11 protein-coding genes and 1 pseudogene are annotated in these 14604 nt (G+C 67.4%); 3 read left to right on the top strand and 9 right to left on the bottom strand.

The genetic code is table 11. The features are described 5' to 3' along the window. The 7 genes from IDM45_RS13925 to IDM45_RS13895 all read right to left on the bottom strand — a co-directional run bounded on the left by IDM45_RS13925 (position 1) and on the right by IDM45_RS13895 (position 7626). Entirely contained in the window at positions 1 to 807 is an 807-nt protein-coding gene (locus IDM45_RS13925) for an enoyl-CoA hydratase/isomerase family protein (RefSeq protein ID WP_209424135.1), read from the bottom strand. Positions 808 to 896: 89 nt separating this feature from the next. Next, entirely contained in the window at positions 897 to 2705 is a 1809-nt protein-coding gene (locus IDM45_RS13920; protein ID WP_209423387.1) for an AMP-dependent synthetase/ligase, read from the bottom strand. Next, a complete protein-coding gene (locus IDM45_RS13915) occupies positions 2702 to 3523 on the bottom strand; it encodes an ABC transporter ATP-binding protein (protein WP_209423386.1) in 822 nt (273 codons plus the stop codon). Before IDM45_RS13915 ends, IDM45_RS13920 begins: the two co-directional genes overlap by 4 nt. Positions 3524 to 3587: 64 nt before the next feature. Continuing rightward, positions 3588 to 4775 (bottom strand): ABC transporter substrate-binding protein, encoded by a 1188-nt coding sequence (locus IDM45_RS13910; protein ID WP_209423385.1) that lies wholly within the window; start codon positions 4773 to 4775, stop codon positions 3588 to 3590. Between the two features lie 44 nt (positions 4776 to 4819). Continuing rightward, entirely contained in the window at positions 4820 to 5857 is a 1038-nt protein-coding gene (locus IDM45_RS13905; protein WP_209423384.1) for a branched-chain amino acid ABC transporter permease, read from the bottom strand. Then, positions 5858 to 6736: a branched-chain amino acid ABC transporter permease gene (locus tag IDM45_RS13900; protein WP_209423383.1), complete on the bottom strand. Its 879-nt coding sequence runs from the start codon at positions 6734 to 6736 to the stop codon at positions 5858 to 5860. Further along, positions 6736 to 7626 carry an ABC transporter ATP-binding protein gene (locus IDM45_RS13895; RefSeq protein WP_209423382.1) on the bottom strand — a complete coding sequence of 297 codons (891 nt, stop codon included), beginning with the start codon at positions 7624 to 7626 and terminating at the stop codon, positions 6736 to 6738. Before IDM45_RS13895 ends, IDM45_RS13900 begins: the two co-directional genes overlap by 1 nt. Before the next feature lie 229 nt (positions 7627 to 7855). On the opposite strand from IDM45_RS13895, the gene IDM45_RS13890 reads away from it, so the two are divergent. Next, a complete protein-coding gene (locus tag IDM45_RS13890) occupies positions 7856 to 8509 on the top strand; it encodes a TetR/AcrR family transcriptional regulator (RefSeq protein WP_325168983.1) in 654 nt (217 codons plus the stop codon). A 73-nt stretch (positions 8510 to 8582) separates the two neighbouring features. Beyond that, positions 8583 to 10346 (top strand): ATP-binding protein, encoded by a 1764-nt coding sequence (locus IDM45_RS13885; protein WP_209423381.1) that lies wholly within the window; start codon positions 8583 to 8585, stop codon positions 10344 to 10346. 11 nt (positions 10347 to 10357) lie between these two features. Here the strand turns inward: IDM45_RS13885 and IDM45_RS13880 are convergent, their stop codons facing one another. Together IDM45_RS13880 and yghU are read right to left on the bottom strand one after the other, a co-directional pair. Then, positions 10358 to 10990, bottom strand: a complete 633-nt coding sequence (locus IDM45_RS13880; RefSeq protein WP_209423380.1) for a glutathione S-transferase family protein — start codon at positions 10988 to 10990, stop codon at positions 10358 to 10360. A 45-nt stretch (positions 10991 to 11035) separates the two neighbouring features. Beyond that, positions 11036 to 11925 (bottom strand): annotated as a pseudogene (gene yghU, locus IDM45_RS13875) (glutathione-dependent disulfide-bond oxidoreductase). A gap of 456 nt (positions 11926 to 12381) precedes the next feature. Between yghU and IDM45_RS13870 the strand changes: the two are divergent. After that, positions 12382 to 14583 (top strand): 2OG-Fe(II) oxygenase family protein, encoded by a 2202-nt coding sequence (locus tag IDM45_RS13870; RefSeq protein WP_209423379.1) that lies wholly within the window; start codon positions 12382 to 12384, stop codon positions 14581 to 14583. Positions 14584 to 14604: the final 21 nt, after the last annotated feature.

Raw genomic sequence — 14604 nt, 5'->3', positions numbered from 1 at the left:
TCAGCGGCCCTTGAACTGCGGCGCCCGCTTGGCGAAAAAGGCCTCGATGCCCTCGCGCAGGTCGGCCGTGCGGGCGCAGGCGTCGAAGGACTGGGCCTCGGCGGCCAGCTGGGCGGCCAGGTCGCGATCCAGGCTGGTGCGCATCAGGCGGCGCATGTGGCCATAGGCCACGGTGGGGCCGCTGGCGATGCGCTCGGCGAAGGCGCGCGCGGCGGTGTCCAGCTCGGCGGCGGGCAGCACGCGGTTGACCAGGCCCAGGCGCAGCGCGTCGTCGGCGGCGAAGGTCTCGCCCAGCAGGGCGATCTCCAGCGCCTGGCGCAGGCCCACCAGGCGCGGCAGCGCCCAGGAGGCGCCGACGTCGCAGCTGGTTCCCAGATTGATGTAGGCCAGGTTGAACTTGGTGCCTTCGGCGGCCAGCACGAAGTCGCACATCAACATCAGCGACAGGCCGGCGCCGGCTGCCGCGCCGTGTACCTGGGCGATGACCGGGGCGTCGAGCTGCTGCAGCACCAGCAGCGCCGCGTTCAGCGGCTCCAGCAGCGCGCGCGCACCCTGCACCGGGTCGGCGCGCAACGTGGCCAGGTCGCCGCCGGCGACGAAGGCCCGCCCTGCGCCCCTGAGCAGCACGGCGCGCACGCCGCCGTCCCGAGCCAGGCCTTGCAGCGCCGCCAGCAGCGCCTGGGCCGTGGCCACGTCCAGCGCGTTCAGGGCCTCGGGGCGGTTGAAGGTCAGGGTGGCGATGGCGCCCTGGCGCTCGACGAGCAGTGGGGCGGCGGCGGCAACTGCTGCTGCCGTTGCCGCCGTCATGCCGGTTGCGCCAGAGGTTTCAGGCATGGTTGGTTTGCTCCATTATTGATAGCTGTCAGCGCTTGTCAGTCAAGGGTTTGAGGCTGATTTCATGCATAAAGCGCCTCGATCTCCCGGGCATAGGTCTTGTAGATGCTGGAGCGGCGCACCTTCATGGTGGCGGTGACTTCGCCGTCGTCGTGATCCAGCTCCTTGGTGAGTAGGTGGAACTTGCGGATGTGCGCCACCTGCGCCAGGCGCGCATTGCCGGCGGCGATCTCGCCCTCGATCAGCTCGCGCACCTCGGGCGTCTCGACCAGGGAGCGGAAATGCGTGAAGGCGATGCGCCGCGCCTCGGCCCACTTGCCCACGGTCTCCAGGTCGATCTGCACCAGAGCCGAGACGAACTTGCGCCCGTCGGCAATGACGATGCATTCCTTGATGAAGGGGCTGGCCTTCATGGCGCCCTCGATCTCGGTGGGCGTCAGGTTCTTGCCGCCGGCGGTGATCATGATGTCCTTGAGGCGATCGACGATCTTGAGCTGGCCGCCGGCCTCCTCGCGCACCACGTCGCCGGTGTGCAGCCAGCCGTCCTGGATGGTTTGCGCCGTGGCCTCGGGGTTCTTGTAGTAGCCGGCAAAGACCATCTCGCCCTGAATCTGGAATTCGCCCGTGTCGGGCGCCAGCCGGTAGCGCACGCCCTCGGTCACCGGGCCGACGGTGCCGGGGGTGACGTGCGACAAGTGGTGGCCGGTGACCATGCCGCTGGACTCGGTCAGGCCATAGACCTCGATCAGGGGCACGCCCAGCGTGCGGAAAAAGCGCACCACCTCGGGCGCGATCGGCGCCGCGCCCGTGAGCGCCACGCGCGCGCGGCGCAGGCCGATGAAGTTTTGCAGCGCGCGCAGTATCAGCCAGTAGTGCGCGCCGTAGCTGGCGCGCTCGGCCAGGCTCCACTCTTGGCGCGGCTTGTCGGCCAGCGGGGCGCAGGCGGCCAGGGCGCGCTCGTACAGCGCGCGGCGCAGGCGTCCGGTTTCCTGCATCTTGATGGTGATGGAGGAGTGGAGTTTTTCCCAGATGCGCGGCACGCCCAGGAACATGCTGGGCGCGACTTCGCGCAAGTCTTCCTGCACGGTGCGGATGGACTCGCCGAAGTTGACGGTGGCGCCCAAGTAGAGCGGCACGAAGGTGGTCAGCATCTGCTCGGCCACGTGGCACAGCGGCAGGTACGACAGATGCGAGGCGCCGCTGGACAGGTGCAGCCGCTCGGCAATGCCCGGCACCACGCCGCGCATGTTGCGCCACGAGATCATCGCGCCCTTGGGCGCGCCGGTGGAGCCGGAGGTGTAGATCATCAGGCCGATGTCATCCAACTTTTGCCGCGCCAGCAGCTCGTCGATGCGCGCCTGGCTGTGTACGGCCTGGCCCATTTTTTCCACTTCGGCAAAGGGCACGATCAGGGCGCGCTGCTCGGGCGCAAAGCTGCGCAGGCCCTTGGTCTCCATGACGATGATTTTCTTCAGGCGCGGCAGCTGATCCAGCGCTTCGAGCACCTTGTCGGTCTGCTCCTGGTCTTCGCAGACCATGATGTCGATGTCGGCGTGGCCGACCACGTAGGCGACTTCCGGCGTGGGGCTGGTCGGATACACGCCCACGGTGATGCCGCCGACCAGGCCCGCGCCCATTTGCGCGATGACCCACTCGATGCGGTTTTCGGCAATCACGCCGACATGGCCGCCGGCGGGCAGGCCGAGTTCGAGCAGGCCCTGGCCGAAGTGGCTGGCGCGGCGGTAGTAGTCGCCCCAGGTAAAAGGCTTCCAGATGCCGAAGTCCTTTTGCCGGATGGCGACGCGGTCGGCATCGTGCTGCGCGCGCTGGCGCAGCATTTGCGGCAGGGTGAGTTCGGGGAGTTGGGTCACGACAGCCACCTCTTGCGCCGCTTGTAATGCTTGATGTCCTTGAAACTTTTGGCCTCGCCGCTGCCGCCGGTGCCGAGATAGAACTCGCGCACGTCCGGATCATTGGCCAGGCGCTCGGCACTGCCGTCGATGACGATCTTGCCGTTTTCCATGATGTAGCCGCTGTGCGCCACGGCCAGGGCGACGGTGGCGTTTTGCTCGACCAGCAGCATGGAGGTGCCGCGCTCGGCGTTGATGCGGGCGATGATGGCGAAGATGTCCTCGGTCAGCTTGGGCGACAGGCCCAGCGACGGCTCGTCGAGCAGCATCAGCGTGGGCTGGGCGATCAGGGCGCGGCCAATGGCCAGCATCTGCTGCTCGCCGCCCGAGAGGTAGCCGGCCAGCCCTTTGCGGCGCTCGTGCAGGCGTGGGAAATATTCATACACCAGATCGAAGTCGGGCTTGGGCGCGCCGGCGCGTCCCGACAGGGCGTAGGTCGAGGCGACCAGGTTGTCCTCCACCGTCAGGTCTTCGAAGATGCGCCGGCCTTCCATGACGTGCGACAGGCCACGGCGCACCAGCTGCTGCGGCGCCAGGGCGGCGGTGTCCTGGCCGTCGAAGGCGATACGGCCCGCTTGCAGCGCGCCGTCTTCCAGTTCCAGCAGGCGCGAGATGGCTTTGAGCGCGGTGCTCTTGCCCGCGCCGTTGCTGCCCAGCAGCGCCACGATCTGCCCGCGCGGCACGGCCAGCGACAGGCCGCGCAGGGCCTGCACGGTCTTGTTGTAGATGACCTCGATGTTGTTGACTTCGAGGACGGGGGAGGGGGACGAAGGATTCATGGCGACGATGGATGCGGACGGCTCCTGCTCCCTCTCCCCCGAGGGGGAGAGGGAGAAAGGCGGGTCAGAGCTTGATCCAGTCCGATGCCGCAACCATCTTCTGCGCCTTCATGTCGGCGCGGTACACGCGGCCCACGGGGATGGAGTTGCCGGAAATCGTGATCGGCACGCCGATCAGCCCGCCGGTGTCGAAGTCCTTGATGCTGTTGAGCGCGCTCTTCAGGTTGTCGCCCGTGAGTGGCTTGTTCGCCTCCAGGCAGCGCTTGGCCGACTCCAGGAACAGCATGGTGGCGATGAAGCCCTGGGTGTAGGCCGTGCTCTGGTACTCCGGGCGCATGGCGCGGATCTTTTCCAGCATGGGGGCTTTTTCCGTGTCGTAGTAGTAGCGAAACGGCATCACGCCCATGAAGCCGTCGCCATCCGGGCCCATCTTCATGACGGTGGAGCTGTCCATAGTCCAGAAGGTGCCCATCCACTTGCTGGTCATGCCCTGCTGCTTGCCCTGGGTGATGAATTCGGGAATCGGCGCCAGGATGTAGCCGTGGAAGATGGTGTAGTCGGGCGCGGCGCGGCGCAGCTTGATGACTTCGGTGGACACGTCCACGCTGCCCGCGGGCGTCATGATCTTGACAGGCACCGACAGGCCGAGCTTTTTCGCCAGCGCCTCACTGGAGTCGATGGGGTCGCGCCCGAACTCGGAGTCGGAATAGACGAAGGCCACCTTGGCGCCGGGCTTCTCCTTGGCGATGTGCTTGAGCAGGATGCCGAACATCTCGGTGTAGTCCGGCCCGACCAGGAACTGGTGCGGGTACTTCTTTGGGTCGTTCAGCTCGGTGGCGAACGAGGCACCGGCCATCAGGATGTTGCCGTTGCGGTCCAGCTCGGGGTTGATGGTCTTGGCAAAGCCGGTGGAGTCGCCGTAGTACAGGTTGACCTTGTTCTGGCTGGTGATCTTCTTGAACGCGGCCACCGACACATCGACCTTGTAGCCCGTGTCCTCGGGCACGTATTTCACCTTGCGCCCGGCGATACCGCCGGCGTCGTTGACGATCTTGACGTAGTCCTGGATGCCGGCGTTGATGCCCACGCCGGCAAAGGCGAACACGCCCGTCATGGGGATGGAGCCGCCGATGACGATCTCCTCGGCCCCCTGCGCCAGCACCGACAGGGGCTGGGCGAGGGCGGCGGCGCCGGTGGCGGCAGCCGCAAGCATCAAGCTGCGGCGGCGGGCGGAAAGGGGGTGCTGTGCCATGTCTGTCTCCTGGTTGGTGGGTGGGGTCGGTTGCGCAGATTGCGTCAGTTACGGAAGGGCCACAGGTGGAAGAAGCGCCGCGTGCGTCGCCACATCTCGGCCAGGCCCAGGGGCTCGAAGACCAGGAAGCCGACGATCAGCGCGCCGAAGATGACCAGCCGCACGGGCGAGAGGAAGACGGTGAGATCGGCGCTGCCGGGCAGCACATCGACGATGAGCTTGAGCACCTCGGGCACCAGCGTCATGAAGACCGCGCCCAGAACGCCGCCCAGAATCGAGCCCATGCCGCCGACGATGATGGCCGCCAGGAAGAAGATGGACATGGACAGCGGAAAACTCTCGGGCGTGACCACGCGGAAGAAATACGCCCACAGCCCGCCCGCCACGCCGGCGTAGAACGACGACAGGCCAAAACTCAAGAGCTTGTATTGCAGCAGCGGGATGCCCAGCACCTCGGCCGAGATGTCGCGGTCGCGAATGGCGATGAAGGCGCGGCCGATGCGCGTGCGAAACAGGTTGGCCGCGCCCAGCAGCATCAGCACGGTGATGGGCACGATCAGCCAGTACAGGCGAAACGAGGTGTCGAGCACCACGCCCAGCACCTGCCCCGGCTGCATGGACAGGCCGGCCGTGCCGCCGGTGATCTTCAGGTTAGCGAAGAAAAAATGCGCGATGAAGGATGCGGCAATGGTCACGATGGCCAGATACAGCCCCTTGACGCGCAGCGACGGGATGCCCACCACCATGCCGCCCAGCATGGCGACAAAGCCGCCGGCGAGCAAATTGAACAGCAGCGGCGTGCCCCAGCGCGCCTGCAGTATCGCTACCGTATAGGCGCCCAACCCCATGAAGGCCGCCTGGCCCAGGCTGACCAGGCCGGTGTAGCCGGTCAGGATGTTCAGGCCCGTGCTGCTGGCCACGTTGATGGCGATCAGGCAGGCCAGGTACAGCCAGTAGTCGCTGGCGACGAAGGGAAAGGCCAGCAGCAGCGCAGCGGCGATGCCCAGCCAGACGTGCTGCGTGCGCGAGTCGAACAGCGCAGCGTCGCTGGCGTAGCTTTCCTTGAAGGTTCCGATGCGCATCTACAGCCTCTCGATTTCGCGTGTGCCAAACAGGCCATAGGGCCGCGCCATCAGGATGGCCACCAGCACGATGAAGGTTGCCAGCAGCTTGTATTCGCCGCCCAGGTAGGCCCCGGCCAGCGCCTCGACCAGGCCGACCAAGACGCCCGCAACCAGTGCGCCCAGCACGCTGTCCAGGCCGCCAACGATGACCACCACCAGCACCGACAGGCCGAACACGCCCATCGACGAGGAGATGCCGCCGATGGAGCCGACGATGATCCCCGACACGGCGGCCAGCATGGCCGAGGCCACCCAGGCCAGCGAGAACACGCGCGGCACGTTGATGCCCACCGAGTACGCCGCCCCCTGGTCGCTGGCCGTGGCGCGCAGCGCGACGCCGCCGCGCCAGTGGCGAAACACCAACAGCACTGCGGCGATGAACACGGCAGCGATGACCGCGCCCCAGAAGACCTTGGGCGCCAGAAAGGCCTCGCCGATCATGATGGGCTTGGTGGGCATGAAGTCCGGCAGGCGGCGCTGATCGGCGCTCCAGATCATCTCCACCAGCCCCACCAGGATGGAGCCCAGGCCCACGGTGACCATGAAGGCCGAGATCGGCGGCTCGCCCAGCAGCGGGCGGATCATGGTGCGCTCGATGATGGCGCCCAGCAGGCCACTGGCCAGCACGGCAGCGGGGATGGCCAGCCACAGCGGCAGCGCCCACATGGCGGCGAAGGTGAAGAACAGGTAGCTGCCGGCCATCAGCATCTCACCGATGGCGATGTTGACCACTCGCGTGGCCTTGTAGACCATGACGAAGGCCAGCGCGGCCAGCGCGTACAGGCCGCCGCTGGCGATGCCCGTGAGACTGATCTCGAACAGGTAGGCCCAATCCATCATGCGGCCACCCGTGCAGCTGCGGTTGTCTGTGGCTGCGGCGCGCGCCCGGCGGCGGCCTGCAGCTTGGCGCGCAGCTCGCCCACGTCGCCCGAGCCGAGGTAGGCGCGCGCCACCTCGGGGTCGGCCTGCACCTGCCCCGGCGTGCCCTGGGCGATGACCTGGCCGAAGTTCAGCACCACCACGTGATCCGACAAATCCATGACCATGCCCATGTCGTGCTCGACCATCAGCACGGTGGCGCCCCACTCGGCGCGCACGTCCAGGATGAAGCGCGCCATGTCCTCGGTCTCCTCGCGGTTCATGCCGGCCACGGGCTCGTCGAGCATCAGGATTTCAGGCTGCATGGCCAGCGCCCGGGCCATCTCGACGCGCTTTTGCAGGCCGTAGGGCAGGGCGGCGACAGGCGCGTGGCGGATGTGGTCGATCTCCAGGAAATCGATGATGCGCTCCTCGATGTCGCGGCGCAGTTCGGCCTCCTCGCGCCGGGCGCGGCCCAGGTACAGCAGGGCGTCCAGCACATTGGTCTTCAGGTGGGCGTGGCGGCCCAGCTTGATGTTGTCCAGCACCGTCATGCCGCGAAACAGGGCGATGTTCTGGAAGCTGCGCGCCAAGCCCAGCCGGGCGCGCTCGGGCGGCGGGGTGCGGGTGATGTCCTGGCCACGGAAACGGATGCTGCCGGTCGTGGGGCGGTAAAAGCCCGAGATGGTGTTGAACAGCGAGGTCTTGCCCGCGCCGTTGGGGCCGATGACAGCGGTGATCGAGCCTTGCTGCACGCCAAAACCCACGCCCGAGAGCGCGCGCACGCCGCCAAAGGCCAGCGTCACGCCATCGACTTGCAGCAATGGCGGCGCGGCTGCCTGTGTGCCGCGCCCGGGGCTTGTCTCCATGGTGTCCTCTACGGGTTTCTTCGCAACCACCGGATGTTTACTGGTGCGTAAACTGGTTACTCTTGAGTAGATTCTTGAGCTTGCGGCACAGTGCCGATATCGGGATTTACCCGGACACCAATGGTTACCCTATGGCTTCGACTTCTTCGCGCTCATCCTCCGGCGGCGGCACGCCGGCAAGCCAGGCACCGGCGCGCAAGCGTGTTCCCGCCCCTGCCCCTCGCCCTGGGTGGGGGCGGGCGACCGCCAGCGCCAGCGCGAGGCCAAGCGCAACGCCGTGCTGACTACGGCTGCCGAGCTGTTCAACGAGCGCGGCTTTCACGCCACGTCGCTGGACGACATCGCCGCGCGGCTGCACGTGAGCAAGCCCACGCTGTACTACTACGTCAAGAACAAGGACGAGATATTGCTGGCCTGCGTCAGCAAGGGCCTGGACATGACGCTGGCCGGCATCGAGGCCTCGCGCGCCGCTGGCGGCAATGCGCTAGAGCAGTTGCGCGCGTGCATGCAGGTCTATGCCGACATCGTCATGCAGCCCTTTGGCATGTGCCTGATCCGCGTAGGCGACGAGGAAGTGCCCGAGCCGGCGCGCACCGAGCTGCGCCGGCTCAAGTCCGAGATCGACCTGGCGTTTCGCCGCCTGGTGGCCCAGGGCGTGCAAGAGGGCTTGCTGCATCCGTGCGACCCGAAGATGACGGCCTTCGTCATCGCCGGCGCCCTGAGCTGGATCGGGCGCTGGTACCAGACCCAGGGCAGCTACAGCCCCGAGGAGATCGCCCAGCAGTGCATCGAGACGCTGCTGCGCGGGGTGGTGGTGCCGGCGCCGGCAAAAAGTGCTGGAAAGTTCCTGAGAGCTACTAAAAAAGGAGCTGATAGCGCTTGATGGGCAAAGGTTTTGGGCAGTTTTCACTGAAACCATGGCAGGGCTGCGCAGGACGTGTTCCTACAATGCCGCGATGGCCCGCAAACAACTCCCCATCGGCATCCAGACCCTGGCCAAGATCCGTGCCAAGGACTGTTACTACGTGGACAAGACGCCGATTGCGCTGCGGCTGATAGCGCAAGGCTCGTACTTTTTCCTGTCGCGTCCGAGGCGCTTCGGCAAGAGCCTGTTCCTGGACACCCTGAAAGAGCTGTTCGAGGGTAACCGGGCGCTGTTCGAGGGGTTGCACGCCGAGCAGCACTGGGATTGGTCAGTCAAGTACCCGGTGCTGCGCTTCAGCTTTGGCGGTGGCTTGCTGGGCAGCGTGGAGGACTTGCGCGCCAGCCTGGACGAGCAGCTGGGCACCTTCGAGGCGCGCCACGAGCTGCCCGCCGAGTATCCTGATGCGCGCAGTCGCTTCAAGCGCCTGATCCTGCGCCTGGCCGAGCAGACCGGCCAGCGCGTGGTGGTGCTGATCGACGAATACGACAAGCCCGTCCTCGACCGCATTGAAGACCAGGACGTGGCGCTGCAGCTGCGCGAGGTGCTCAAGGACTTTTATTCCGTCATCAAGGACAGCGACGCGCATATCCGCTTTGCCTTGCTGACGGGCGTGTCCAAGTTCAGCAAGGTGAGCATCTTCTCGGGCCTGAACAACCTGCAGGACATCACACTCGATCCGCGCTACTCGGCCATTTGCGGCTACGCCGAGCACGACATCGACACCGTGTTCGCGCCCGAGCTGCCCGGGCTGGATCGCGATGAGATCCGCCGCTGGTACAACGGCTACAACTGGCGCGGCGAGTCGGTCTACAACCCCTTCGATGTGCTGCTGCTGTTCAGCCACCGGGAGTTTCGGCCCTACTGGTTTGAAAGCGGCACGCCCACCTTTTTGGTCAAGCTGCTCACGCGGCGGCGCCAGTTCACGCCGGCGCTGGAGAGCGTCTTCGAGTTCTCCTCGCTGCTGTCGTCCTTCGAGGTGGACAACATCTCCACCGAAGCGCTGCTGTTCCAGTCGGGCTATCTGACGGTGGATCGGGCCGAGCAGCTGCCCGGGCGCATCGGGCTGCACCTGCGCTACCCCAACCTGGAGGTCAAGACCAGCCTGAACACCAGCCTGCTGGCCGTGCTGTGCGGCGACCAGGACGGGCCGGCGCGCAGCGTCTTGCAGATGTACCGGCTGCTGCAGGCGGGCGACCTGGCGGGCATCCACCAGCTGCTGCACAGCTTCTTTGCCAGCATCCCGCACGACTGGTACCGGGGCAACCCCATTGCCCAATACGAGGGCTACTGGGCCAGCGTCTTCTACAGCTACTTTGCTGCGCTGGGGCTGGACATGGTGCTGGAGGACGCCACCAACCAAGGCCGCATCGACATGGCGCTGCGCTGGCTGGGGCAGACCTGGCTGTTCGAGTTCAAGGTCGTGGAGCTGGTGCCTGAAGGGCGGGCCATCGAGCAGCTGCAGCAGAAAAACTATGCCGACAAATACCGCGCCAGCGGGCCGGTGCACCTGGTGGGCGTGGAGTTCAGCCGCGAGAGCCGCAACATCGTGGCATTCGATACGCTGACCTTTCCGACTCCCTCTCCCCCGAGGGGGGAGAGGGAGTGCGCCCAGTGGCGTGCGTGCAAATCATCCAGCGGCCACCCTCTCCCCCGAGGGGGGAGAGGGAGTGCGCAGCCAGGCCAGCCGCTGGGCGCTGGCGCGGCGCACGGCATCGCACCGCCTGCATCAGCCCCGCAGAACTCCTGTTTTGATAGCTGTCAGCGCTTGCCCAACAAGGATTTGCAGCCGATTTGACCTGAAAACCATCACAGCGCCATGGATGGCCGTTCCCCCATTCTGGAGCGCCAGCGCAGCAGGTGCGTGTGCCGCTCCTGGGGTTTTTTCTTGACGATGCGGGCAAAGTCCACCACGACCACCGCCGTGATGTCGGCCACGCTGAAGCGCCCGCCGGCGATGAAGTCGCGCCCTTGCAGGCGTGCATCGAGTGTGTCGAAGAACTGCTCCACGCGCGCCAGACCGCGCTCGGCCAGTTGCGGAATCTGCGCGTAGTTCACGGCCCCCGGCAAGGCCCGCCCGGCCATGGCGGGCGAGCTGTTGCGCAGCGCATCGGCCACGGCCAGCAGGCCGTCGAACTCGGCGCGCCAGTTCCAGCTGGCGATGTCGGCCTTCTCCTCGGGCGTGCTGCCCAGCAGCGGCGGCTCGGGGTAGCGCGCCTCCAGATAAGCGGCAATGGCGGCGTTGTCGCTCAGCAGCAACCCGTCCTCGGTGCGCAGTGCCGGCACGGTGCATTGCGGGTTGATCTGGCGATAGGCCGCGCCGAGTTGCTCGCCGCTGCGCAAATCCACCTGCACCGTATCGTGGGGAACACCTTTTTCGGCCAGAAAGATGCGTGCGCGCCGTGGGCTGGGGGCGGTGGCGCAGTCGTACAGGGTCAGCATGGCTTGGTATCTCCTTGGGTGTGGTTGCTGAAGGGCGCGGGCTGCTCAGGCGCCGGGAGCGAGCTTGTCCTGCGTGCGGGTGTCGAAGTCGCTGGCGTCGTGGCGTTCGTGCAGCTGGCTGTCCGGCGTGCCGAAGGTGCGGTTGACGCGGCGCCCGCGCTGCACTGCCGGGCGCGCGGCGATCTGCTCGGCCCAGCGCAGCACGTGGGTGTACTCCTGCACCTGCAGGAATTCGCCGGCCTCGTAGAGCTGCCCCTTGGCCAGTAGCCCGTACCAGGGCCAGGCGGCGATGTCGGCCACGGTGTAGTCATTGCCGGCCAGGTATTCGTGCTCGGCCAGGCGGCGGTTCAGCACATCCATCTGGCGCTTGGCCTCCATGGCGTAGCGGTCGATGGCGTATTCGATCTTGACGGGCGCATAGGCATAGAAATGCCCGAAGCCGCCCCCAGAAAAGGCGCGCTGCCCATCTGCCAGAACAGCCAGGACAGGCATTCGGCGCGCCGGGCCGGTTCGGTGGGCAGGAAGGCGCCGAATTTCTCCGCCAGATAAACCAGGATGGCGCCGGACTCGAACACGCGGATGGGCGCGTCGGGCTGGCTGCGGTCGAGCAGGGCGGGGATCTTGGAGTTGGGGTTGACGCCGACGAAGCCGCTGCCGAACTGTTCGCCCTCGTGGATGCGGATCAGCCAGGCGTCGTACTCGGCGCCGGCGTGGCCCAGCGCCAGCAATTCCTCCAGCATCACCGTGACCTTGACGCCGTTGGGCGTGCCCAGCGAGTACAGCTGCAGCGGATGGCGGCCCACGGGCAGCTCCTTGTCGTGCGTGGCGCCGGCGATGGGGCGGTTGATGCTGGCAAAGCGCCCGCCGTTGCCTGGGCTCCATTGCCAGATGGCGGGCGGGGTGTAGGGGGCGGTGTTGGCGGTGGTGTCGGTCATGCGCAAAATCCTGAGAAACGTGTGTCAGCGGGCTTGGTATCCAAAATGCCAGACCATGCCACAGTGCCGGCCTGCGTGCCTGTCTGTCCCAATACGGGCCTAAGAGCGTGTTTACGATCCCCGCGCGGGTGCGCGAGCGCGGCCTCGGGCGGTCTGCGGCGTTGCAAATCCTCGCGATAGCACGGGCTATCGCTGCGGTTTGCGCCTGGCAGCCCATCCCGATCCGCACTCGCGCCCCTGCGCGCGGAGATCGTAAACACGCTCTAAAGAAGCAGTGCCACTCCTGCGAGCAACCACCATGACCGACGATCCAGCCTCCGACTCGCCCATTCTCCAGGCGCTGCAAGCCCTGGCCAGGCCGGCGCCTGCTGCCAAGGGGCGCAAATCCCGCACGCCAGCCCAGCCTGAATCCCGGCCTGGCCCCCGCCCCAGCCGGCCTTTCAGGCCCAGGGCCAGTTGCCGCTGACGGCGCTGGCCGTGCAGGTGGCCGGCTATGGCGAGTTGCCGCAAGTGGTGGACGACACCCAGGCGCGCGCCCTGCACGCCATCAGCCAGCCCGCGCCGTTTGGCCTGCGTGCGGCCACGCTGCACGATGTCCGGGTGCGCGACAGCGGCGAGATCGATGCCGCCGCCCTGGCCCTGCGTTGGCACGGCGACGCCCTGCCGGCCCTGCAGGCCCAAGTGGCCCGCGCCCTGGGCCTGCGCGCGCTGGAGCTGCGCGCGCACAAGCTGCTGGTCTATGGCCCGGGGCAGTTCTTCAAGCCGCACCAGGACACGGAAAAACACTCCGGCATGGTCGGCACGCTGGTGCTGGTGTGGCCGAGCGCGCACATAGGCGGCGCCCTGCGCGTGCACCACGGTGGGCAGCAAGAGCTGTTTGCCTCGCAGCATCTGCGCGTCCAGGCGCTGCGCTGGTGCGCCTTCTATGCCGATTGCCGGCATGAGGTGCTGCCCGTCGAGGAGGGCTGGCGCGTGGTGCTGACCTTCGACCTGGTGCTGCCTGCCGATGCCGGCTTGCCCGCCGCCCCGGTCGATGCGGCGCTGCTGGCGGCACTGCGGGCGCGCTGCTTTCCGCAGGGCGAGCCCAGCGCCCGCCCCTGGGTGCTGCTGCTCGACCACGAATACAGCCAGCGCGGCCTGCGCTGGGAGCTGCTCAAGGGCGACGACCGCCGCCACGTCCAGGCCCTGCGCGCCGCAGCCCAGGAGCTGGGCCTGCACATGCACCTGGCGCTGGCCGAAATCCACGAGAGCTGGACGACCGACGGCAGTGGCAGCGGCGGCTATCGTCGGCGCTATGACGGCGAGGACGAGGGCTATGACGACGGCGATGGCGCCGAGCCACAGGAGCTGATCGACGAGGACATGGTGCTGGACTACTGGATCGATGCCCAGGGCCAGCCGGTGCAGCGTGCCGAGCTGCCAGTCGATCCGGGCGATGTGGAATGCCTGACCGACACCGGCGAGGACTACCTGGTGGCCGAGGAGTACGAGGGCTACATGGGCAACTACGGCGAGACGCTGGATTACTGGTATCGCCGTGCTGCGCTGGTGCTGCACACGCAGCAGGCGCACGAGGCCAACCGCTTCACGACCGAGTTCGACGCGGCCCTGGCCGATGCCGTGGCCCTGGCGCGCACGGGTGATGGGGCAGCGCTCATGCGGCGCCTGCAGCCGGTGTGGAGAACCTTGCTGGAGAAGGCGCGGCGCCTGGACGCTCCTGCCCAAGCCGCCCGCATCCATTGGGCTGCCTACGCCACGCTGGCCTGCGCCGTGCCGGATGCGGACAAGGCGCGGCAGTTGTGCGAACCCTTTGACTGGACGGGCTGGCAGCCGGACGATGCGCCGGCCCTGGCCTGCCTGGCCCGGCGCTGGGGCGCGGACTGGCTGCAGGCGCTGCTGCAGGCCTGGCGGCAGGCGGATGCGGCGAGCTGGGTCTTCAGCCGCCAGGGCGCCGCCGCCCGCGCTCCCTGGCCGCAGCCGCTGCCGGCTTTCATCCAGGCTTGTGCCGCTGCCGGTCTGGGTGAAGCCCTGCTGGATGTGTTGCTGCAGTCGTGCCTGCGCCAGTGTCAGAGCCGTGATGTCTTGTTGCAGCGCAGCACACCGCAGCGGCGCCAGCTCAATCTGCCTGGGCGGCTGCAGCAGGTGGCCGAGCTGGCCCAGGCCATGCAGTGCCGCCCCCGGCCCGAGGCGCAGGTGCGGGCGCTGCTGCAGCAGGTGCGCGCCGCGCCCATGCTGTATCCGCTGACCAGCCTGCGCCCGCTGGCCCAGGCGCTTGAGCCGCTGGCCGCCAGCCTGGCCGAGGCTGGGCAATTGCTGGCCGATGTGCGCGCCGCCCTGCAGGACGCGCTGGCGCAGCCCATGCCATCCGATGCCGACCACGGCAGCCACGCAGTGCAATGGGCCTGCTGCTGCGCCGACTGCCAGCCGGCCATTGCCTGGGCCGAGTCGCCCACTGCCGAGCCGCTGATCCTGGCGCTGGCCGAGATGCGGCGCAGCCATGTGCAGGACAAGCTGAACGCTTCGACGGCGCAGTTCGGCTTCGAGACCGTCAGGCAAGGCCGGCCCTACCGGCTGGTCATCCGCAAGGTGCAGGACTTGCCGGCCCTGCGCCGGCAGCAGCGCCAGCGCTGGCAGGACGACTTGCTGGCCTTGGGCTGAAATTCAAGGCGGTTTTCATGA

It is taken from the genome of Melaminivora jejuensis (assembly GCF_017811175.1).
Taxonomy (GTDB): Bacteria; Pseudomonadota; Gammaproteobacteria; order Burkholderiales; family Burkholderiaceae_C; genus Melaminivora; species Melaminivora jejuensis.
Note: the sequence above shows the minus strand (reverse complement) of the source record. Positions and strands in the feature narration are given on the sequence as shown.

Coding starts and splice junctions, on each gene's coding strand:
- IDM45_RS13910 (WP_209423385.1), bottom strand. CDS start 4,775: ATGGCACAGCACCCCCTTTCCGCCCGCCGCCGCAGCTTGATGCTTGCG.
- IDM45_RS13880 (WP_209423380.1), bottom strand. CDS start 10,990: ATGCTGACCCTGTACGACTGCGCCACCGCCCCCAGCCCACGGCGCGCA.
- IDM45_RS13915 (WP_209423386.1), bottom strand. CDS start 3,523: ATGAATCCTTCGTCCCCCTCCCCCGTCCTCGAAGTCAACAACATCGAG.
- IDM45_RS13905 (WP_209423384.1), bottom strand. CDS start 5,857: ATGCGCATCGGAACCTTCAAGGAAAGCTACGCCAGCGACGCTGCGCTG.
- IDM45_RS13885 (WP_209423381.1), top strand. CDS start 8,583: ATGGCCCGCAAACAACTCCCCATCGGCATCCAGACCCTGGCCAAGATC.
- IDM45_RS13895 (WP_209423382.1), bottom strand. CDS start 7,626: ATGGAGACAAGCCCCGGGCGCGGCACACAGGCAGCCGCGCCGCCATTG.
- IDM45_RS13900 (WP_209423383.1), bottom strand. CDS start 6,736: ATGGATTGGGCCTACCTGTTCGAGATCAGTCTCACGGGCATCGCCAGC.
- IDM45_RS13925 (WP_209424135.1), bottom strand. CDS start 807: ATGACGGCGGCAACGGCAGCAGCAGTTGCCGCCGCCGCCCCACTGCTC.